Here is a 21246-nt window from a genome sequence, read left to right on the forward strand (position 1 = left end):
GAATAACCCTTTTAATTAATTTGCTTTTTTTCTTTGAGGTACTGGATAATACCCTGAGCAACTGCCTCAGCCATTTTATTTTGGAAATCTGTGTTGTTCAATAAAGCAGCATCTTCTTTATTATCGATAAAACCCGTTTGTATTAAAATTGAGGGCATAGAAACATTTTCCAAAATAAATAAATGATCTCCTGCTTTTACTCCTCTATTGAACAAGCTGTTCCGAATACTTTGGACAATCATACTGCTCACTAACTGACCCAAACGTTGACTATTACTATTATTAGAAGTATATATTTCAAAACCATTAGATTGTTTATTAAACATGTTAGCGTGAACACTAACAAACAAATCAGCATTAACTTCTTTTGCCTTTTCTACTCTATATCTTAAGCTTGAAGTAACGGTAGCTTTTGAAATCGTACAGTCACTGTCACGCGTTAGCAAGGCTTGTACACCATTTTTTTCTAAAATTGTTGCTATCTTTTTGCTGATAGGTAGAACTACATCTTCTTCCCGAAAAAAGCCTAAATATCCTGTGTCTGGAGGAATACCATGTCCAGGATCAATCATCACTAAAATTCCCTTTTTGGGAAGAGAAGGGTCTGTTCCAGTAGCTGAGGCAAGATGGCAATTTTGCAAAGCTTTCTCTAATGCAGGTGAACTTGGTGTAGGTGAACTTGGTGTAGGTGAACTTGGTGTAGGTGAACTTGGTGTAGGTGAACTTGGTGTAGGTGAACTTGGTGTAGGTGAACTTGGTGTAGGTGAACTTGGTGTAGGTGAACTTGGTGCAGGTGAACTTGGTGTAGGTGAACTGGGTGCAGGTGACTTGCTCTGCAAACGTTGATGATTCCAGAGCATTGGTAAGAACACACCGCTAACTATTGTCATAACCCCTCCTAAGCCAACCCATCGTAAAAACTTTTGTTTTTGAGCGAACAGCAATTTTGGGGTTGCTTCAGGTGGTGTCGATGAACCTGTATCTGGTTCAGAAGTTAATGACCTGCCTCCACTTGGGGAAGGCACAGGCACAGGAGTTGAGATTGGAGGTTCAGAACTTAATGGCTGACGTCTGGCAATCCTTTCAATAGCTTCAATTGCATCCCAATCACTACGGGATACAGCTAAAACTCTCACCCATAATTGTTTTGCTAATGAGAAATCGCCTCTGTTTTCAGCTTGAGAGGCTTGATATTTTAATGGCTCTACATCTCTAAGTGTGGCAGTTTGCTCTAATAAAATAAAATACATTTTATAAGGTGGTTCTGCCTGGAGATAAGGATTTTGTGCTGGCTTTCCATAGCGAGAATTCACAGCAGGAACTTGGTAATCTAAATATTGTGCTAAACGCTCTACAGTCGCACAATTAGATTCTCCCTGTAGTCCCAATCCTTCTAATAGTGAATGTGTAAATGATCCATGTTGCAGCTGCTCAATTTCCCAAGACTTTTGGTTAGCTGTACAGGAATAAAAGGTGATGACTCCTTGATACTTTTGCTCCCCAATTCCCAATCCCCCCCGACTACTTTCATCTCGGCAAGCATCCAAAAACAATACCACATTATCAGCACCACTGCGCCTCAGTCTTTGAGTTATAAAATCAACAGAAATAGCAGTATGTTCTATGTCTCCTGGGTCACTATCTGAGAACATTAAATAATCTCGATCTTTATATCGATTGCCATGACCAGCAAAGAAAAACCATAAATTATCTTCTGGTTTTAATAAAGGAGATTGAATATTTTCAAACTGCGCCCGTAAGAATCGCCGCACATGGCCAAAAGTAGGTTGAGTGGGAATTGGTGGATTTGCCGCAATTGGGGGAGAATCATCAGTGAAGAGGAAAACGTGATTAAACTTGGCTTCTTGTTGAAACCAAGCTGCCATTACAGAAGCATCTCGCTTGGCAAAGTTTAGCGATCGCAGATTCTCATAATGATTAATTCCAATAACAATCGCCCAATTCCTACCCATATTCAAGTACCAATTATTTCCGCTTAAATTTAAAAGTCATTGCTCCTTTTCCCCCGGCTTTACCACCACCGATGCCAAACAAACTGATTTGTCCTTCGCCATTGACTTCTACAGAAAGTTCCACCTCATCAAGCTGTATCTTAGAATCTGGTTGGTCAGCTTCATCAAGCATTTCCCGCATTGCTTCCAGAAACCCCTTCATTTCCTGCTTGAGTTTAGTGACCTCTACTTTGTGTCTAGTAATTACTATTTCGCCTTTTTTTTGGCTCACAACTATCTCTTCAGTAGTTTCAACTCCGAGTAGTCCTCCTCTATCACCACTGCTTCTTGCTCCACTATTTCTGAATGTTTCACTAGTTGTACTTAATGTTTGCGCCGTTTCTTCAGTAACAATCCAGATTGCTTTCGGGGTAGAATTTTCTGCTGACATAAATTTAATTATTGAAATTATTCTTGATTTAATATTATTCAGTAGTAACACGTAAACTAGCAATAGGGAAGAACAAATTAGTCAATACGAACGCAGAAATGGCTAAAAATTGGGCGATCGCGATCGGCAACCCATTGGCATTAACCAGTACAACAATCTCCAGCACCTAAACAAAGACCAATCATTTGTATCAGGCATTTCGTGAAATGGTATTGGCCGTTTCAAGGTAAACAACAAAGATACGTTGTTTCAGTGCTACCATACTGAATCCTCTACTGACATTTTTTTTTGGCTTTTTGAAGGTTGAAATAATCAATCTTTGTTTCAAATTTCACCACCTTGAAAGGGCTAGGCGAGGACTCTTTAGCCCTCGACACTTTAGCCTTTTAGCCCATCAATGATATTTTTCACATATTTCGTCTGCTATGACCCCTGCAACTGTCCCAGGTGCTGCATAACCTTCTCGCGTCCCTTGATTGGTCTGAATATAATAATTACTGGTTTCACAATTCACTACAAAGATTGCGCGCCCAAACAGTTTAGTTTTAACTTCAGCACCATGTACTTGGTCTTTAATATAAACAGATTCATCATTTATGTATATTGGATTCTCTTCATCGTCGTAGCCAGCAACATACCATTCTGCTTTAGCTTCAAGAGGAAAAATTAGAGGAATAGCAATAGCAGTCAACAAAATAAATAAATGAACATGCTGCTTGTTCGGTCTTTTCAGAAGTATAAAAAACATCGCTTTTGCTCTGATAGTAATAAGTGAACTACTACAAAAGAAATTGTTGGTATTCCAGTATTAGCCATAAATATTTAACTAACTTAAGCGAGCTTTACACAATATTTTAATTATCTATGTTTAGCGAGCCAATTTCCTGTATAATCATCATTTTTAAATCACCGATCGCTATATAAATAAAAAAGGGAGTAAGGAGCAATCACACTAATTACCACCAAAAATGATTATTCTCAGGCTTAATATCACGCAATAACAGAGCGATCGCCAAGTTAAACAACACAGACAATAATCTTCTTAAGTCTGGCAAAATCTAGCTCTTGACTGAACCTTACGTACTTACGGGTAATGATGAATTTTAGCTAATACAAAAACTGCATGAACCTGTTGGCTCATACAGTTTTTGGCAATTATTAAAGTGCGGATGAAAGGACTTGAACCTTCACTCCTTTCGGAACTAGAACCTAAATCTAGCGCGTCTGCCAATTCCGCCACATCCGCATCAGTTTACTATATTACCATAAGAAATTATTTTTGGGAATAGGTACTTCCAAATAAAAAATATCCCACTATTCACAGTCAACACTTCGGCTCATTTCGACTATGCTCAATGACCAACGCTCAAATCGAGCGACTTGCACTGAGTTTCGACTACGCTCAACTACCGCGGCGTCGAAGTGAGTCGAGATTCAGTGACCACAGTCAACAACTTCAAGCGGTTGTTTTTATTTCTTGGAGTTCTTATAAGGAATAGGAAATGGGTATGAGCGAAGATAAAGAGATGAATTAATAACCAATGCCCAATGCCCAATGCCCAATTACATAACCGCAACCCGAGGCAGACGATGCTTAAACCCACAGAGAATTTCCCAAGAAATAGTGTTTAATTTTTCTGCCCAATCGTCTGCTGAAATTTTTTCTTCTCCCTGTTCTCCAAGCAAGGTGACTACTTCTCCTTCTTGGATATCGGGTATAGCACTGACATCTAGCATCAACTGATCCATCGTAATTGTGCCGATTTGCGACACTCGTTGACCGCGAATTAATACCTGCATTTTGTTGGAAAGATTACGAGGAACACCGTCGGCATAACCAATTCCCACGACAGCTAGGCGAAGTTCACACGGGGCAATAAATTGATGGCCGTAGCTGACAGGGGTTCCTGCGGCAATTGTTTTGACTTGGGTTACTCGTGCTTTAAGTTGCAAAACGGGTTTGAGGTCGATCGCATTTTGTAAATGCGGTGCTGGGTAAAGTCCGTAAACCGCTAAACCGACTCGCACAATGTCGTAGTGGAATGCCGGATCTGTAAGTGCAGCCGCAGAGTTTGCCAAGTGCAAACACGGTGATTGAATTCCCATTGCTTTGATTTGGGCGATCGCTGCCTCAAATCGTCTATGCTGTTCTTCCATTCCCGTAGTATCAGGATCGTCTGCTGTTGCCAAATGTGAATAAATGCTGGCAATAGAAAGATGTGGTAACCGCTGGACTAATTGCACAAATTCACCAGCTTGTTGCCAATTAGTTCCTAACCGCGACATCCCGGTATCTAATTTAATGTGTACGGGTATGGGAGAACCATAGTTCATGGATTCTAAAATATCAGAAAATACTAGAGCTTGTTTCGGGCTGCACAGTGTGGGCTGAAGATGCCACTGAGCGATCGCATGAATCTGCTCTAGTGTATGAGTCGCGCCTAAAATCAAAATGGGGGCTTGAATCCCGCCTTCTCGCAATTGAATAGCCTCTGGAACTGTAGCAACACCCAGCCAACTAGCTCCAGATTTGATTGCAGTTTGGGCAACAGTTACCGCTCCGTGTCCATAGGCATCAGCTTTTACAACTGCCATCAATTGGGTGTGCGGTGATAAAAACTGCACCAATTTCTGTACATTATGGGACAACGCTGCTAAATCAATTTCTACCCAGGCTCTTTGCGAAAACCACGCGTAGGTGTCGCACTGTTGATTAGAAACTACACCAGGGATTTGTTTGCGACTTAACATTTGTACGGACTCCTATCACACCACGGCTAAACTTCCAAGTTATCTATCTATACACGCTCCTAAAAGCGATATCAGATTAAACAGGAAGTTTAACCTTCACTTGGAATTGATACAAGATGCTGGTAAAAAAGAAGGAGCAGGGGAGTAGGGGCAAAGGGCAAAAAAGAGAATAAAAAATTACCTCTTTCCCCGATACGCAATGCCCCTCAGGAGTGCTAAGTAGGAAATTTCATTTCTTTACTCAGAAAAGGCTAAACGCCCCGCTACCCCTAACGGAGCTATTTTGCCCAATCCCCCCGAAAGTATAATTAATTCTCATTTCCCTAGCAGGATGTATTTGTGTTAAAATTTATGTAAAGCTAATACCCTGAGCGCAGATCAATGGGGAAAGTTTTAGTCTTAAACGCTTCTTACGAACCTCTCAATATAACGAGCTGGCGTCGTGCGGCTGTTCTGTTAATCAAGGGCAAAGCAGAACGCTTAGAACACAACGGTAAATTCCTTTATTCGGATTTTCCATTGCCGACCGTAATCCGGTTGCGTCATTATGTTCGCGTTCCTTATAAAGAAATTCCTCTCACGCGCCGAAATATCTTGCACCGTGACGGTCATGCCTGTCAATACTGTGGTTATACAGGAGATGAGTTGACCTTAGATCATGTAATACCGCGATCGAGGGGCGGAGGTGATACTTGGGAGAACATTGTTACAGCTTGTGTGCGTTGCAATGTAAAAAAAGGCAGTCGCACTCCCCACGAAGCTCATATGCCTTTGCGTCACCCTCCCCGCCAACCTTATAGCAGTCTCTACTTCGAGGTCAGCAAACATCTCAAGAGTGGACTGCATAAAGAGTGGCAAAAGTATGTTATAGGACTTTGATATGAGGTAGCCTAGTAGTATGAAGAATTTACAATATATAGTCGGGTTGCCTTCCTGCTTGGTTTTGGAACAAGGCTAAAACCGAATTGCACAGATTTGACTTTGACAAATTCTTTGTTGATTGGGGTCTCTAGACAGATTTCAGATACCCTCTTGGGCACAAGCAAACATAGCAGTCTGATGAAATCCAAGCAAAAAATACAACAGACTTTAACTATACCTCATAAAAGTGGTAAATAACTGGGCTTCGTTGGCAAATATGTGAATTTTCAACTGGTAGCAGCAGTAACAAATCTTTGATTATGGTATTCGTCTACCACAGCTTGAGTAGTACTAGGCTATGAGAAAGCAGGGGGTTAAAGACGAAATAACTAATGCCCAGTGCCCCATACCTAATGCTCCATAATATTAATTGCTCAATAGTCAAAATAATGAGACTATTGAAAATAAGATTATTTCAAATATCAAAGACTAACTCTAAAGTATTAGATGGAAAGTATACCCTAAGTAAGATAAATTTTGAAAGCCAGCTATGAACTTTGAATAAAAATCTCTCTAGTGAAATTTACAGACAATAAAAAAGGTCATAAAAGACGTTTATGCTGCTAGAACGAGCCAAATATACAAAACTTCTATTTTCCAGCATCAATATACATTCTAGGGGAATTAGTTGATTGGTGAAAAGTTTTACTGACAAAAAATATACTTAGATATATAGTGCTATCTCTTGATATTTTTGCGAAGATCAAAATAATGTGCCTAAATTCAGGGAATCACTGATTGTAGTGTTTCTGAATTGATGGAACCTCACACTTTAAAAAAAGTTCCCTATGTACTTGAACTCTCCCATTACTCAATTTAAGAGTTTGTCATTGACCACAGAGCCAAACCCAGAAGAAGCTGACATAGAGAAAGATCCAGTGGAAGCTACACTTAAGAGTCCATCATTACCGCCATCACTAAGTGAAGGAACTATCTATCTTAGTCAACGCGGTAATTCTCTGGCACAACAAAAGTCAGAAGAACTGCAAAGAACTCTGCTAGCGCACCGACACGATCGCCAGCTGATAATTCTACAAGATTTTCCTGACCCTGATGCCCTTTCTTGTGCCTGGACTTATCAGTTAATTGCTCAGCAATACGATATCAAATCTGAGATAATCTATGCTGGTGCTTTGAGCCACCAAGAAAATATTGCCTTGGTAAGGTTGACTAATTTACCGATTCAACGCTGGACACAGCAAACCTTGAAAACCAAGGATTTGTCATGTTATCAAGGTTTTGTATTAATTGATAATCAGGGAACTACTTCCCAGCTATTATCAGCGATGCAGCATGCGAAAATTCCATTAGTGGTGCTTATTGACCATCATAGTTTACAAGGTGAACTCGAATCAGAGTTTGTTGATATTCGTCCTTATGTACGAGCGACGGCAACAATTTTTACTCAATATCTCCAAGCGGGATTACTAACATTAGATAGCAGCATAAATCAACATGTCAAATGCGCTACTGCATTGATGCATGGCTTGCGGTCAGATACAAATCGGCTGATGCAAGCGCAAGAAGAAGACTTTATGGCAGCGGCATATTTAAGCCGATTTTATGACGCCCAACTGCTCAATGCCATTTTACAGGCGAATCGTTCTAAGCGGGTGATGGATGTGATCGAGCGATCGCTCAAAAATCGCATCGTCCAAAATAACTTTTCTATTGCTGGTGTCGGTTACCTACGCTACGACGACCGCGACGCCATCCCCCAAGCGGCTGATTTTCTCGTCACCGAAGAAAACGTCCACACTGCTGTAGTTTATGGCATTGTTCACGACGAAGACGAAGAACTAGAAATAGTCATTGGTTCCCTAAGAACTAGCAAACTTACCCTAGACCCTGATGAATTCATCAAAGAAGCCTTTGGGCAAGATAGCACAGGGCGCTTTTTCGGTGGTGGAAGGACAAGCGCAGGCGGCTTTGAAATCCCGATGGGCTTCTTATCTGGCAGCAACGAAAATTCTGCCTATGCAAAAATGAAATGGGAAGTATTCGACGCTCAAATTAAGCAAAAACTACTGAGGTTAGTGAATCCTAGAGACAACCCGATTCAGTCTGAGTAGAGGAAGGTGAGGAGATGAGGAGAACTCCTAACTTATGTAACAGTCAAATTGTTTGGTCAAATAGCATTCCTTCCCGACTTTTTAGAAAAGTCGGGAATTTGGGTTTTATTAGGGAAGCTGAACTGATTGTGAATATAGTTCGTGCCTAATGTTAAGAACGGTTGGCACAAATAAACTTAACCTGCGCCTACCCATTTATTTACCAAGGAAGAGCGCCATGAACTCTATAAAACTCCAAATGTTACAAACCCTGTACGATCAAGATTTTTATGCTTGGGTAGAGCAGACCGCAGAGCTTTTACAATCGCATCAGTGGGACACGCTGGATTTAGAACACTTAATTGAGGAAGTGGTGGACTTGGGTAGGAGTCAACAGCGAGCGTTGCAAAGTGCATTGCGGTTAGTCTTGTCGCATTTGTGGAAGTGGAAGTATCAACCGGAACATCGTAGCCACCGTTGGCAAGTGACCATTACTCGTGAGCGACTAAATATAGATGAATTGCTGCAAGAAAGTCCTAGCTTGTGGCGTTTTTTAAATGATACAGAGTGGATAAATACTACCTATCAAAGAGCGCGGCGAGAGGCAATGGTGGAAACTAATTTATCAGAGGATAACCTTGCGATCGCCTCTCCCTTTTCTATTGATGAGATTTTAGACTTAGACTTTTATCCTAACGCTAACGAATAACTATGTAGAATTTTTGTATAAGTGTAGATATGCCCAATATGATGAGGAGTTAATTGAACAAGCCTTTAAAGCAGCCTTTCTTTTGCTATGGAGTACTTTTGAGGGAGCGTTAAGAAAGCGAGCAGTTGATGTATCGATTCCTATTGAACGTTTCCCAGTTATAGGCTTACTTAAGCATATGTACTCTTTGGGAGAATTATCAATTTCTCAATTTGACTTTGCTCAGTTTTGTTTTGAAGCTTGGAATAGTCTTGCTCATGGATATATTCAAAGCCCATATTCGGGAAATGTGCTAGAGTTTGATACTTTGGTTAGTGAACTATTGACAGAATGGACACCTGATGATCAAAAAGAGTTATTAACAATTCGTGCCTCACGCGAGTTTTTGAATTCTGTAGTGAATGATGCTCTCGCAAAGGCGCAAAAAACATATCCACTAGTTGAACCTGCCTCTCAGTCGCCAGACTTTGACTTGATAAATGATAGCTTTATTGGGATGTGGAGCGATCGCCAAGATTTAGCTGATAGCACTGCTTGGGTACGCGGTGTTAGAGACAGCAGTTAATTTATTGTGGTCTTATCGCCTCATTCATGGCTTGCTCATTGCTGATAGTCTGATTGCAGCTACAGCAATAGTGGGGAATTACCCGGTTATCACAAAAAACCAACGGGATTACAGATTTATTCAAGGTTTAAACCTATTGCCATATCCATAACACTTAGAATGTCTAACGCCGCGTTGCACGGCACAGATAGCAGTTCAACGAATACGTAATAATGATTAAGATTAGGATAGGTTGAGTTACACCAGACGTAAATCCTAACTAAGCACGGGTTACACCCCGTTAAGCTACAAAACTAAAAGTATGGAACTATATTTAATTCGTCATGGCATTGCCGAAGACAAAGGATTAGGCATCAAGGATGAGGAGCGCAGCCTCACCAAAGAAGGAAGGCAAAAAACCGAGAAAGTTTCCCAGAAACTTATTAAATTAGGATTAAACTTTGATTTGATTCTCACGAGTCCCTTAGTGAGGGCAAGGCAAACGGCTGAAATCCTCATCGCAGAAAAACTAAGCTCACAATTAGAGGAATCTAGCCACCTTGCTCCTGAAGGTGAAATTTCTAGTTGGCTCAAAGATTGGTTAGAGCCAAGAAATTATTCCCAAAATACCCAACTGGCGCTGGTTGGACATGAACCTGGTTTGAGCAATTGGGCAGAAATTCTCCTATGGGGGGAAGTCAAAGGAAGCTTAGTCTTGAAAAAAGCAGGTATGATTGGGATAAAACTACCAGAAACAGGTTCTCCTTTGGGTCGTAGTCAGATGTTTTGGTTGACACCACCCAAGTACCTGCTGTAACAGTTTTTCAACATTTCCGATTGTTGTAAGAATGGCTACTGTTATGGCGACAATAATTTCTGGTAAGTTAGCTTGATCAGATATTTCAACAAATAAATGGTGTTGCCATGATGGTGTGCGAATACAAGCCTGGTTTAGAAGGCATTCCCGCCGCCCAATCAAGTATCAGCTATGTTGATGGGCAAAAAGGAATACTAGAATATCGTGGCATTCGGATTGAGGAATTAGCAGAAAAAAGTACATTCTTGGAAACTGCTTATCTCTTAATCTGGGGTAAACTGCCAAGCAAGGAAGAACTGGAAACATTTGAGCATGAAGTTCGTTACCACCGGCGGATAAAATACCGCATTCGGGACATGATGAAATGTTTTCCAGAAAGCGGCCACCCAATGGATGCCTTGCAAGCCTCTGCTGCTGCTTTGGGCTTGTTTTATTCGCTCCGCGATTTACATAATCCTGTCTACATTCGAGATTCGGTGGTGCGCCTGATAGCCACAATTCCAACGATGGTGGCGGCGTTCCAACTGATGCGAAAAGGCAATGACCCTGTGCGTCCGCGTGATGACTTAGATTACTCCGCCAACTTTCTGTACATGCTCGATGAGAAAGAACCCGATCCTCTGATGGCGAGAGTTTTTGATATCTGCTTGATACTTCAGGTTGAGCATACAATGAATGCTTCTACCTTCAGTGCTAGGGTGACAGCTTCCACCTTGACAGACCCTTACGCTGTGGTTGCTAGCGCTGTGGGAACCTTGGGAGGTCCCCTACATGGTGGAGCTAATGAAGAAGTAATTCAGATGTTAGAAAAAATTGGCTCTGTGGAAAATGTCCGTCCCTACATAGAGCATTGTCTGGAAACTAAATCTAAGATTATGGGCTTTGGACATCGTGTGTATAAAGTCAAAGATCCACGAGCCATAATTTTACAAGGACTAGCAGAGCAATTGTTTGAGAAGTTTGGGCATGACAAATTCTATGACATTGCTCAAGAAATGGAACGAGTGGTAGAGGAAAAACTCGGTAGCAAAGGGATTTATCCCAATATTGACTTTTATTCCGGTTTAGTGTACAGAAAAATGGGAATTCCCACAGACTTGTTTACGCCAATATTTGCGATCGCCCGCGTTGCCGGTTGGCTAGCCCACTGGAAAGAACAGCTAGCAGAAAACCGCATTTTCCGTCCTACCCAAGTTTACAACGGTAATCACGAAGTTCCTTATCTGCCCATTGAGCAAAGGTAAATGGGCATGGGGCGTTAGGAGTGCTGAGTGCTGAGTTAGGAATTAAGAGTTACTATTATCTCCTCTGCCCCTCTGCCCCTCCGCCCCTCCGCCTCCTCTCAATGCCAACCATAAGTAGAAGTTCTCATCTCGCTTCAGGGTGGTAAAACCATCCAAGATATACTAGGCATGGGAATTGGCAACAAATCTTCAATCAGGCGTCATCTCGGCAGAAATTATTAATAAGTGAATTTACAGGTATTAATTAAAGTAATATTTGTAACTCACAATGACTCATGTCTTAAAGAGCGGAAACATGAATTCAGGAATTGACCTCCAAGGAACTTTTATTGAATCCCTCATGGATTTAGGTGTACCAGCAGGAACAGCCAAAGCAATTTGGATGCCACTGCCAATGATACTGATGTTGATTGGGGCAACAGTGGGGGTATTAGTCGCTACGTGGCTAGAACGGAAAATTTCCGCTGCCGCCCAACAGCGAATCGGTCCAGAATACCAAGGACCTTTCGGCTTACTGGTGCCTGTAGCGGATGGTCTGAAGCTGGTATTTAAAGAAGATATCGTACCAGCCAAGTCTGACCCCTGGCTGTTTACCCTTGGCCCAATTATCGTTGTGATTCCGGTGTTTCTGTCGTTCCTGATCGTCCCCTTTGGACAGAACATCGTAATTAGTAATGTGGGTATGGGCGTATTCTTGTGGATTGCCTTGTCAAGCATTCAACCCATTGGCTTGTTGATGGCTGGCTACGCATCGAATAATAAATACTCCCTCTTAGGGGGCTTGCGGGCAGCAGCGCAATCTATTAGTTATGAAATCCCATTGGCGTTGGCGGTGTTAGCGATCGCTATGATGTCTAATAGTCTCAGTACTGTTGATATTGTTAACCAACAATCCGGCTACGGCATCTTGGGGTGGAACATTTGGCGTCAACCAATCGGTTTCCTAATTTTTTGGATAGCCGCCCTAGCTGAATGCGAACGATTGCCCTTTGACTTACCCGAAGCGGAAGAAGAACTAGTCGCAGGGTATCAGACTGAATACACAGGCATGAAATTCGGTCTGTTTTACCTGGGCTCCTACGTTAACTTAATCCTTTCTTCTTTACTGGTAGCAATTCTCTACCTGGGCGGTTGGGACTTTCCCATTCCCCTCAACCTCATCGCTGGTTGGCTGGGAGTTAGTGAAGCAAATCCTGTGTTGCAGATAATAACTGCTTCTTTGGGTATCACTATGACCGTGTTCAAAGCCTATTTACTAGTGTTTGTCGCTATCCTACTGCGGTGGACAGTACCACGGGTACGGATTGACCAACTGTTAGATTTAGGATGGAAGTTTTTGTTGCCAGTTGGTTTGGTTAATCTCCTATTAACCGCTGCCTTGAAACTAGCCTTTCCCTTCGCTTTTGGTGGTTAGTCATTAGTCATTAGTCATCAGTCATTAGTACAAATGACTAATGACTAAGGACAAAGGACAAGGGACAAATAACGCTGATAGCTTAAAAAGAGAGAGTGAAACACAATGCTCAAGTTCCTAAAACAAGTTGGTGATTACGCCAAAGAAACAGTACAAGCTGCGCGTTACATTGGTCAGGGACTTGCTGTCACCTTCGACCACATGCAGCGGCGTCCGATTACCGTACAGTACCCTTACGAAAAACTGATTCCTGGCGAACGATTTCGCGGTAGAATTCATTTTGAATTTGATAAATGCATCGCGTGCGAAGTCTGTGTTCGTGTTTGTCCAATTAATCTGCCTGTAGTAGATTGGGAATTCGACAAAGCCAGCAAAAAGAAAAAACTCAATCACTACAGTATTGACTTTGGAGTTTGTATCTTTTGCGGTAACTGTGTGGAATTTTGCCCAACTAACTGTCTATCGATGACAGAAGAGTATGAGCTTGCCACTTACGATCGCCATGAATTGAATTATGACAACGTAGCCTTAGGTCGTCTGCCCTACAAGGTAACAGATGACCCAATGGTGACACCACTACGCGAACTAGTTTACCTACCCAAGGGCGTCCTCGAACCACATGGACTACCAGCAGATGCGGCACGTGGAGGTGCGCGTCCAGAAGACCTAGTAGAACAAACAGAAAAATAAATCTAATTTGTCATTTGTCCTTCGTCCTTTGTCTTTTGCAAATGACTAATGACTAATGACTAACGACCAATGACCAATGACCATTGACCATTGACTAAGGAAAAAACAGTGAATCTAGCAGAAGGAGTACAGTTAGTATCACTTGGCATACTGGGTGTGATGATGATTGGCGCAGCCATTGGTGTGGTGCTGTTCGCCAACATTGTCTATTCTGCCTTTATGCTAGGCGGCGTCTTTATCAGCATGGCGGGAATTTACCTGTTACTGAATGCTGATTTTGTTGCAGCTGCACAAATACTGATTTATGTTGGGGCGGTTAACGTGTTGATTTTATTTGCCATTATGTTGGTAAATAAACGGCAGAATTTTGTGCCATTTCCTAACTCGTGGGTGCGGAAACTACTAACAGGTATAGTTAGCTTAGGATTGTTTGGCCTTTTAAGTACGATGGTGCTGGCTACTCCTTGGGCTTACTCAACTGCTCCTGTGGTGGGTGGCGAAAGTTCTATCATTTTGATTGGAGAACATTTCTTCACTGACTTTTTACTACCTTTTGAACTTGCTTCCATTTTGCTGCTGATAGCAATGGTAGGGGCAATTATTTTGGCACGTCGTGAATATTTGCCAGACCAACTCACACGATCCGACATTGGGCAAACTGTTTTGACTTTGCCAGAACGCCCTAGAGAACTGGTATCAACAACTAGCGAACCAAGAGAGTAAAATTTGCGACTGCGATCGCAAAGAAAAAGCCCGGTTTTTTCAGAAGGAATACCCAGATTCATGCAACTCCAGTACTTTTTATTATTAGCAGCGGCTCTATTTTGTATCGGTATCTACGGTTTAATTACCAGCCGCAACGCTGTGCGGGTGCTGATGTCGATTGAGTTGCTGCTCAATGCTGTTAATCTGAATTTAATGGCATTTTCCAACTTCCTCGACTCAACATTAATTAAGGGTCAGGTTTTCACAGTATTTGTGATTACTGTGGCCGCAGCCGAGGCGGCGGTGGGTTTAGCGATCGTGCTGGCCATTTATCGCAACCGCGATACCGTCGATATGGAGCAGTTTAATCTCCTGAAGTGGTAACTGTGCGTGCAACTAAAGCAGGTAATCATTGCTTATAAAGCGCGGGATGCCCGGAGTAAACAATGGGCAGAAATGTGCGCGAAACAACTAGAAAATCGCCAGTGCCAAGTGTTGATGGGACCTAGCGGGCCGAAAGACAACCCTTATCCAGTCTTTTTGGCTTCGGCGGGTCAACCAATAGATCTCGCTTTGGTACTTGGTGGTGATGGTACTGTTTTAACTGGTGCCAGACATTTAGCCCCGGCTGGCATCCCAATTCTGGGAGTGAATGTGGGAGGTCATCTGGGGTTTTTAACTGAGTCAGTGGAAGAGTTTCAGGATACGGAGAAAGTTTGGGATCGGCTGTTTGACGATCGCTATGCAATCCAACGCCGGATGATGTTACAAGCTGCGGTGTATGAGGGTCATGGGTCTAATTTAGAGCCAGTCAGTGAGCGTTACCTGGCTTTGAATGAATTTTGCGTCAAACCTGCTTCCGCTGACCGAATGATTACCTCAATTCTCGAAATGGAAATCGACGGTGAGGTAGTCGATCAATACGTCGGAGACGGTTTGATTATTTCCACTCCTACAGGTTCTACAGGTTACACCGTCTCTGCGAATGGCCCCATTATGCACGATGGGATGGAGGCGATTACCGTCACTCCTATTTGTGCAATGAGCCTTTCTAGTCGTCCCCTCGTTTTACCCCCTGGTTCTGTGGTGAGTATTTGGCCTTTGGGGGATTATGATTTAAGTACCAAACTGTGGACAGATGGGGTGTTGGGGACTTCAATTTGGCCGGGACACCGGGTTGATGTGCGGATGGCAGATTGTCGGGCTAAATTTATTATTTTGCGCGAGAACAATTCCTACTATCAAACGCTGCGGGAGAAGTTGCTGTGGGCAGGTACGAGGGTTCACTACAACAATAATCACCGTAATTAATTAAGTATTTTAGAGTGCATTTACCGCAGATTCTAATGGCGTAACCGCCTGTCGTGAGCGATCGCTACACTCAACCCAGGTATCAAAATTAAAATTATCCCAGCCCCTGGATTTATTTAGGGGCTTTTTGCCTTAATTGTAACAGATACAAACCTGAAAACCAAGATTAAATTAGGGTTTTTTAATTTTGAATTTGAATTGACATGACTTGCATTTATAACCTATATCAAAGGAAAATTTTGTATCTTATTGCCAGATTTTTTTGGTATTAATGTCGATAATAAAAGCACTCTATCCCGAATCCCAAAGAGTAAAAAAGCTATAGGATTTTTCTGGAAAATTACCTCAATCATAAGCTGATTTGTTACGCATAAAAGTAGTACATTTCCCTGATGACAGCTGATAGTTTAGTGATGACCGATAGATAACCGTCAGCGATTATAAAGAGTGTTTATAAAATTTAGACGCATATCAGCTTACTTCGACAGATTAATAAACTATGTGAGCTATTCATATAGCGTCTAAATCCTAGTAAGATATTTTCGCAAATCTAAGTAGGAAGATAGATGGAAGTTTCTGGCCGCAACATCAATTACCCGCTGAATCCTCCTCCTCTTGAAGATTTTCCTGTGCTTCAAACTAAAAAATATATCCTACGGCTTGCTTCAACTGAAGAAGAATTAAAATCAATTTTTCGGTTGCGCTTTGAAGTTTTTAATCTTGAACTAGGCTTAGGATTTTCTACTTCTAACTTTACCGAGATGGATCGAGATAAGTTTGATAATGTTTGCCATCATTTGATTCTCATTTGCAAACAGACGGGTAAAACCATTGGAACTTATCGGATGCAAACTTATAGAATGGCTTCTCAAAGACTAGGCTTTGATGCTGCCGATATATTTAATCTTAATGCAATTCCTGATTCTGTGCTTCAGGCATCAGTAGAAATTGGGCGTACATGTATAGCTAAAGAATACCGCAATAGTCAGGCACTTTTACTACTCTGGGAAGGACTAGCAAATTATCTCATTTGGAGTAGAAATCAATATTTCTTTGGTTGTGCATCATTACTAACACAATCTCCTTGGCAAGCTAGTTGCGTTTATGATTATTTTCGGCAGAATGGCTTGATGCATCCGAGTATTTTAGTTTATCCCAATTCACCATTTTGTCTAGAACTGCCTCAAAATTTTCCAAATTCATCTAAAATAGAAATTCCCAAAATTTTGCAAGCATACTTAAATATTGGAGCTAAAATATGCAGTCTTCCGGCTATTGATAGAGATTTTAAGACTATTGATTTTTTAACTATATCTAATAGCAAGGATTTTTATCGATGGGGTTACAAAATTTGGTAATAATTAATTATCTTTTAAGTAAATCAAAAATGAGTTGACACTAATTACTAGGAATCTGGAGCGATCGCATTAACTTCAACTTCAATTAGCATCGCTGGCTCGACTAATGATTTCACTTCTACCATAGTTGAAGCTCGTGGATTTTCTCCAAAGAATTCTTGATGCACTTGTCTAAATTTAGCCTAATAGCTAATGTTGGTTACAAACATCCGAGTTCGCACAAAATTCTCGAAATTACTATAGCATTTCCTAAGCAACCTAGGTACAGCTTAACCTCATCCCGATAAAACTGTACTTTATCAAGATGAGGTTTTAAGGTGTATTTCACTAATTTGAACTCTCCTGTATCTCAGTTTCATAAAGAAACCGATTTTTGCGGTATTTGATACAACCTTTTGCACTTGTTTTCAGAGTTAATAGAAGAGAGAAGTTTATTATCATTTGTCAAAATAATATGACTTTAAAAGTATAGTTGGCGATATCTTATGAATACACTCAGATCTCTTTTTTAAGGATGTCTGCCACAAGCTACATCTATGTACATCATGAAGTAAGATAAGCTGGGTTATTTTAAAACAATTTTGGGAAACATATTTATGCGCCACCTCAAATTTGCTCCGAGTTGGTTGCGGTTTTTAATTATATTCTTGTTAGTGATGAGTATATTGTTTCGCTTTTTTAACCTTGATGGCAAGGTTTACTCACATGATGAAACTTATACCTCATTGCGGATTTCTGGTTACACGATAACTGAAGCCAAACAGGAACTTTTTAATAATCGTGTCATTGGTAAAGAAAGTTTTGCCAAATTTCAAGGTGCAAATCAAGAAAAAAGCTTAAATGACATAATTATGTCTTTAGCAAGAGAAGATTCTCTACATCCACCGTTGTATTATATAATCGCCAGATTGTGGATGGAAATCTTTGGTAATTCGGTGACAGCAATCAGAAGTTTATCTGCCTTCATTAGTTTGCTGGTTTTTCCCTGTATTTATTGGCTATGCCGAGAATTATTTAATGTGCCGTTATCAGTTCCTGGGATAGCGATCGCACTTACAGCGATCTCTCCAATTCACCTAGTATACGCCCAAGAAGCACAAGAATATATTCTTTGGTTAATCAGTATATTGCTATCTAGCGCTTCACTATTGAGAGCAATGCAGTTGGAATCCCAACATCAAGATCGGCTAACAAAAGAAAGACAGCGGCCAGATATCTTCGCTAGTTGGAGCATTTATGCAATAACTTTGACCATTAGTCTTTATACGTTTATTTGGAGTGGATTTATCGCACTTGCTCACGGAATTTATGTAGCGATCGCTGCGAGATTTCAAGTGACTGAAACTGTCAGAGCTTATCTGCTAGCCTCGCTGGTAAGTTTCTTAGCCTTCATGCCTTGGATAACAATTGTCATGGGTCACTTTTTCAAATTTCTGATTTCCGGAGAGAAGACAACAACCCAGTCATCTTTGATGCCGATCGTTCCATTTTTGCTGATGCAGATCAGCCGGATTTTTTTTGATATAAACCTTAGCTTAGAAAATCCTCTAGTTTATTTAATTACACTAATTTATTTAACTTTGGTAGGATATTCAATTTATTTTCTTTGTCGTACCAGCAACTACAAAGTTTGGTCGTTTATTATTACATTGATTGTAGTCCCAGGACTGCCCCTAATATTAGCAAACTTAAGCGCTGGAGGTATACAAGCGTTTACTGAACCATATTTAATCCCATCTTATTTAGGAATTCAACTAGCTATTGCTTATCTACTGGCTACGCAATTATACAATGGTAGCTTTTCACGCCGGAGTATTTGGCACATCATCATGACATTGCTGATTATTTGTGGTTTAATTTCTTCTAAGGTGAGTTCCCAAGCAGAAACTTGGTGGAATAAAGGTATGAATTATGGCAATCCCCAAGTTGCTCAAATTATCAATCAGAGTAATAGCCCACTTTTAATTAGTAATATTTTAGACAATAATTATGGAAATCTCTTTTCTCTGATCTATCTTTTAGAACCAAAAGTGCGATTTTTATTGGTGAGCAATCAACAAATTCCTAAAATATCTAATGAATTTGCTGATGTTTTTTTACTTAATACTTCAGAGCAGTGGCACGAACTCATAGCAAAAAAGTATAACTTCAAAACAGATATTATTTACTATGACAATTATTATTTTGTTTGGAAATTAACTAAACCTGGTAATTCCCGCCGACCTAATAGCGTACATAATAATAAATTACCCTCTAGTTTATAGTGTGGTAATGTATTATGGGGTTACTATTCGATTTTTGAAAAGATATGTAAGGTGTGTTATTCACAGCGTAATGCACCATTTATCAGGATTTAGGACGTTACTAATTTTTTCATAAATCAAACCGAATTTCCATAGATATTAAATATTTTTCCCCACAGAGCAAAGAGTGAGTAATTGTCTACAAATTATGATTGTAAAATTTAGTTATGCACCATCTAAAAATTGCTGAAAATAAGTTGCGGTTTTTGATTGTTCTTCTCTTAATAACGGGTATATTTTTTCGTTTTTTCAACCTCGATCTGAAAGTTTTCTGGCATGATGAAACTTTCACTTTATTGCGGATTTCTGGATATACCAAAAATTTAGCAAAACAGCAAATATTTAATGGGCATGTAATTACTAAGGAAAGCTTTGCTAAATTTCAAAGCATTAATACAGAAAAGGACATAATTGATACCATTAGATCTTTAGAAACAGAAGATCCACAACATCCTCCATTGTATTATTTAATCGGTCGGCTTTGGGTACAAATTTTTGGTAATTCGGTGACAGCAATTAGAAGTTTATCTGCGTTTATCAGCTTATTAATTTTTCCCAGTGCTTATTGGTTATGTCGAGAATTATTTAAAGGACAGTTATGGGTATCAGAGATTGCGATCGCACTTATGGCAATTTCCCCTATTCAGCTAGTATACGCCCAGGAAGCACGAGAATATATTCTCTGGCTAGTCACCATATTATTATGCAATGCCTCATTGCTACGAGCATTAAGGCTCGAATCAACATATCCAAGACTACGCATATTAAATTGGGGAATCTATGCCGTAACCTTGGCGATTAGTTTGTATACATTTTTATTGAGTGGATTTGTAGCAGTTGGTCATGCAATTTATGTAATTATCATTGCCAGATTTAGGTTAACTGGGACAGTCAAAGCTTATTTTCTAGCATCGCTAGCAGGATTTTTAGCTTTCATACCTTGGATATTGGTTCTAATCAATAACTTTTTGCAATTTAATACTTCAACAGCTTGGACAACAACACATCTACCCTTAGAGGTTTTAATTAAATCTTGGCTGCTACAGTTAAGTCGGATTTTTCTGGATTTAGACTTTGGCTTTGAAAATCCCTTTTGCTATATAATTACACCAATTTTTTTCACTTTTATTGCATATTCTATTTATTTTCTCTGTCGAACAAGTAACTATAAAATCTGGTTGTTTATCCTGACGTTCATTCTAATTACTGCACTACCGTTAATGGTACCAGATTTGATTTTTGGCGGTATACGCTCACTTTCGGAACGCTATTTATTACCTTTTTATTTTGGGATTCAATTATCTGTTATTTATCTATTAGCTACTAAACTAAATAATCAGAGTTTTTTACGTCGAAGAATCTGGCAAACAATTACTGGACTACTAATTATTTGTGGACTAGTTTCTTACGGGGTAAGTTCCCAGGCAGAAACTTGGTGGAGCAAGGTTATTAGCTATGGTAATCCACAAGTTGCCAGAATTATTAATCAAACCGATCGTCCACTTTTGATTACTGATGCGTTTGGAATTAATTATGGAAATATCTTTTCTCTGAGTTATATTTTAGAGGATAAAGTCAAATTTGAATTACTAAATAACCAAAATGTTCCCAATATTCCTGATATATTCACTGATATTTTTTTACTAAATCCTTCAGATATCTGGCGTCAAAAAATAGAAGCTACTTACAAGTATGCAAGCAAGGTTGCATATAGTGATAATAATTACTTGCTTTGGAAATTAGTTAAGAATTCAGAATGACTATAAAATTAATAACCTGTTACCTGATGACGGTTGACCCTCAAGTGTCAATGATTATAAAGAGTGTTGATATAATTTAGACGCATTTAGGACTAATAATTTGATTTTTTAAAAGATATGTAGGCTGTGTTAGCGACAGCATAACGCACTAAAGCCTTACGAATGAAGGCGTGTTACGGGTTTTAACGCACCCTACAGTACCTGAGAATTATCTATAAATAAAAAAATAAATATTAAACAGATTCTCAGCTTAAATTAATTTTGG

At 40.2% G+C, this 21246-nt stretch carries 21 protein-coding genes, 1 tRNA gene and 1 pseudogene; 15 read left to right on the plus strand and 8 right to left on the minus strand.

What is annotated here, in order from left to right:
- Positions 1–11 precede the first annotated feature (11 nt).
- The 8 genes and pseudogenes from ACFG4S_RS02505 to alr all read right to left on the minus strand — a co-directional run bounded on the left by ACFG4S_RS02505 (position 12) and on the right by alr (position 5154).
- Positions 12–572 (minus strand): N-acetylmuramoyl-L-alanine amidase, encoded by a 561-nt coding sequence (locus ACFG4S_RS02505; protein WP_392535884.1) that lies wholly within the window; start codon positions 570–572, stop codon positions 12–14.
- 77 nt (positions 573–649) lie between these two features.
- Positions 650–874, minus strand: coding sequence for a pentapeptide repeat-containing protein (locus tag ACFG4S_RS02510; RefSeq protein ID WP_392535885.1), 225 nt, complete (start codon positions 872–874; stop codon positions 650–652).
- A gap of 451 nt (positions 875–1325) precedes the next feature.
- Positions 1326–1973, minus strand: a pseudogene (locus ACFG4S_RS02515) (caspase domain-containing protein); the annotation flags it as partial.
- 13 nt (positions 1974–1986) lie between these two features.
- Complete coding sequence (locus ACFG4S_RS02520; protein ID WP_392533306.1) at positions 1987–2403, minus strand: hypothetical protein; 417 nt, start codon at positions 2401–2403, stop codon at positions 1987–1989.
- Positions 2404–2437: 34 nt separating this feature from the next.
- Positions 2438–2569, minus strand: coding sequence for a hypothetical protein (locus ACFG4S_RS02525; protein WP_392533307.1), 132 nt, complete (start codon positions 2567–2569; stop codon positions 2438–2440).
- A gap of 228 nt (positions 2570–2797) precedes the next feature.
- Positions 2798–3151, minus strand: a complete 354-nt coding sequence (locus ACFG4S_RS02530; protein ID WP_392533308.1) for a hypothetical protein — start codon at positions 3149–3151, stop codon at positions 2798–2800.
- 416 nt (positions 3152–3567) lie between these two features.
- Positions 3568–3649, minus strand: a tRNA-Leu gene (locus tag ACFG4S_RS02535).
- Positions 3650–3966: 317 nt separating this feature from the next.
- A complete protein-coding gene (gene alr, locus ACFG4S_RS02540; protein ID WP_392533309.1) occupies positions 3967–5154 on the minus strand; it encodes an alanine racemase in 1188 nt (395 codons plus the stop codon).
- A gap of 381 nt (positions 5155–5535) precedes the next feature.
- On the opposite strand from alr, the gene ACFG4S_RS02545 reads away from it, so the two are divergent.
- From ACFG4S_RS02545 to ACFG4S_RS02615, 15 genes are all read left to right on the plus strand, one after another.
- Positions 5536–6033, plus strand: coding sequence for an HNH endonuclease (locus ACFG4S_RS02545; protein ID WP_392533310.1), 498 nt, complete (start codon positions 5536–5538; stop codon positions 6031–6033).
- Between the two features lie 830 nt (positions 6034–6863).
- Complete coding sequence (locus tag ACFG4S_RS02550) at positions 6864–8147, plus strand: bifunctional oligoribonuclease/PAP phosphatase NrnA (RefSeq protein ID WP_392533311.1); 1284 nt, start codon at positions 6864–6866, stop codon at positions 8145–8147.
- A 217-nt stretch (positions 8148–8364) separates the two neighbouring features.
- Entirely contained in the window at positions 8365–8835 is a 471-nt protein-coding gene (locus ACFG4S_RS02555) for a DUF29 domain-containing protein (RefSeq protein ID WP_392533312.1), read from the plus strand.
- Positions 8836–8848: 13 nt separating this feature from the next.
- Positions 8849–9400, plus strand: a complete 552-nt coding sequence (locus ACFG4S_RS02560; RefSeq protein ID WP_392533313.1) for a hypothetical protein — start codon at positions 8849–8851, stop codon at positions 9398–9400.
- Positions 9381–9551, plus strand: coding sequence for a hypothetical protein (locus ACFG4S_RS02565; protein ID WP_392533314.1), 171 nt, complete (start codon positions 9381–9383; stop codon positions 9549–9551). Before ACFG4S_RS02560 ends, ACFG4S_RS02565 begins: the two co-directional genes overlap by 20 nt.
- A 150-nt stretch (positions 9552–9701) precedes the next feature.
- Positions 9702–10196, plus strand: coding sequence for a phosphohistidine phosphatase SixA (gene sixA / locus ACFG4S_RS02570; protein WP_392533315.1), 495 nt, complete (start codon positions 9702–9704; stop codon positions 10194–10196).
- A 107-nt stretch (positions 10197–10303) separates the two neighbouring features.
- Positions 10304–11440: a citrate synthase gene (locus ACFG4S_RS02575; RefSeq protein WP_392533316.1), complete on the plus strand. Its 1137-nt coding sequence runs from the start codon at positions 10304–10306 to the stop codon at positions 11438–11440.
- A 295-nt stretch (positions 11441–11735) separates the two neighbouring features.
- Positions 11736–12854, plus strand: coding sequence for an NADH-quinone oxidoreductase subunit NuoH (gene nuoH / locus ACFG4S_RS02580; RefSeq protein ID WP_392533317.1), 1119 nt, complete (start codon positions 11736–11738; stop codon positions 12852–12854).
- Between the two features lie 105 nt (positions 12855–12959).
- Positions 12960–13544, plus strand: a complete 585-nt coding sequence (gene ndhI, locus ACFG4S_RS02585; RefSeq protein WP_392533318.1) for an NAD(P)H-quinone oxidoreductase subunit I — start codon at positions 12960–12962, stop codon at positions 13542–13544.
- Positions 13545–13652: 108 nt separating this feature from the next.
- Complete coding sequence (locus ACFG4S_RS02590; RefSeq protein WP_392533319.1) at positions 13653–14267, plus strand: NADH-quinone oxidoreductase subunit J; 615 nt, start codon at positions 13653–13655, stop codon at positions 14265–14267.
- Between the two features lie 60 nt (positions 14268–14327).
- The gene (nuoK, locus tag ACFG4S_RS02595) at positions 14328–14633 is read left to right on the plus strand and encodes an NADH-quinone oxidoreductase subunit NuoK (protein ID WP_006199065.1); all 306 of its coding nucleotides are present in this window, start codon (positions 14328–14330) and stop codon (positions 14631–14633) included.
- Positions 14634–14639: 6 nt separating this feature from the next.
- Entirely contained in the window at positions 14640–15560 is a 921-nt protein-coding gene (locus tag ACFG4S_RS02600) for an NAD(+) kinase (protein WP_392533320.1), read from the plus strand.
- Between the two features lie 566 nt (positions 15561–16126).
- Positions 16127–16918 (plus strand): GNAT family N-acetyltransferase, encoded by a 792-nt coding sequence (locus ACFG4S_RS02605; protein ID WP_392533321.1) that lies wholly within the window; start codon positions 16127–16129, stop codon positions 16916–16918.
- A 596-nt stretch (positions 16919–17514) separates the two neighbouring features.
- Positions 17515–19182: a glycosyltransferase family 39 protein gene (locus ACFG4S_RS02610; RefSeq protein WP_392533322.1), complete on the plus strand. Its 1668-nt coding sequence runs from the start codon at positions 17515–17517 to the stop codon at positions 19180–19182.
- A gap of 206 nt (positions 19183–19388) precedes the next feature.
- Positions 19389–20981 (plus strand): glycosyltransferase family 39 protein, encoded by a 1593-nt coding sequence (locus tag ACFG4S_RS02615; RefSeq protein ID WP_392533323.1) that lies wholly within the window; start codon positions 19389–19391, stop codon positions 20979–20981.
- Positions 20982–21246 lie beyond the last annotated feature (265 nt).

The organism is Nostoc sp. C117, from assembly GCF_043099735.1.
Taxonomy (GTDB): domain Bacteria; phylum Cyanobacteriota; class Cyanobacteriia; order Cyanobacteriales; family Nostocaceae; genus Nostoc.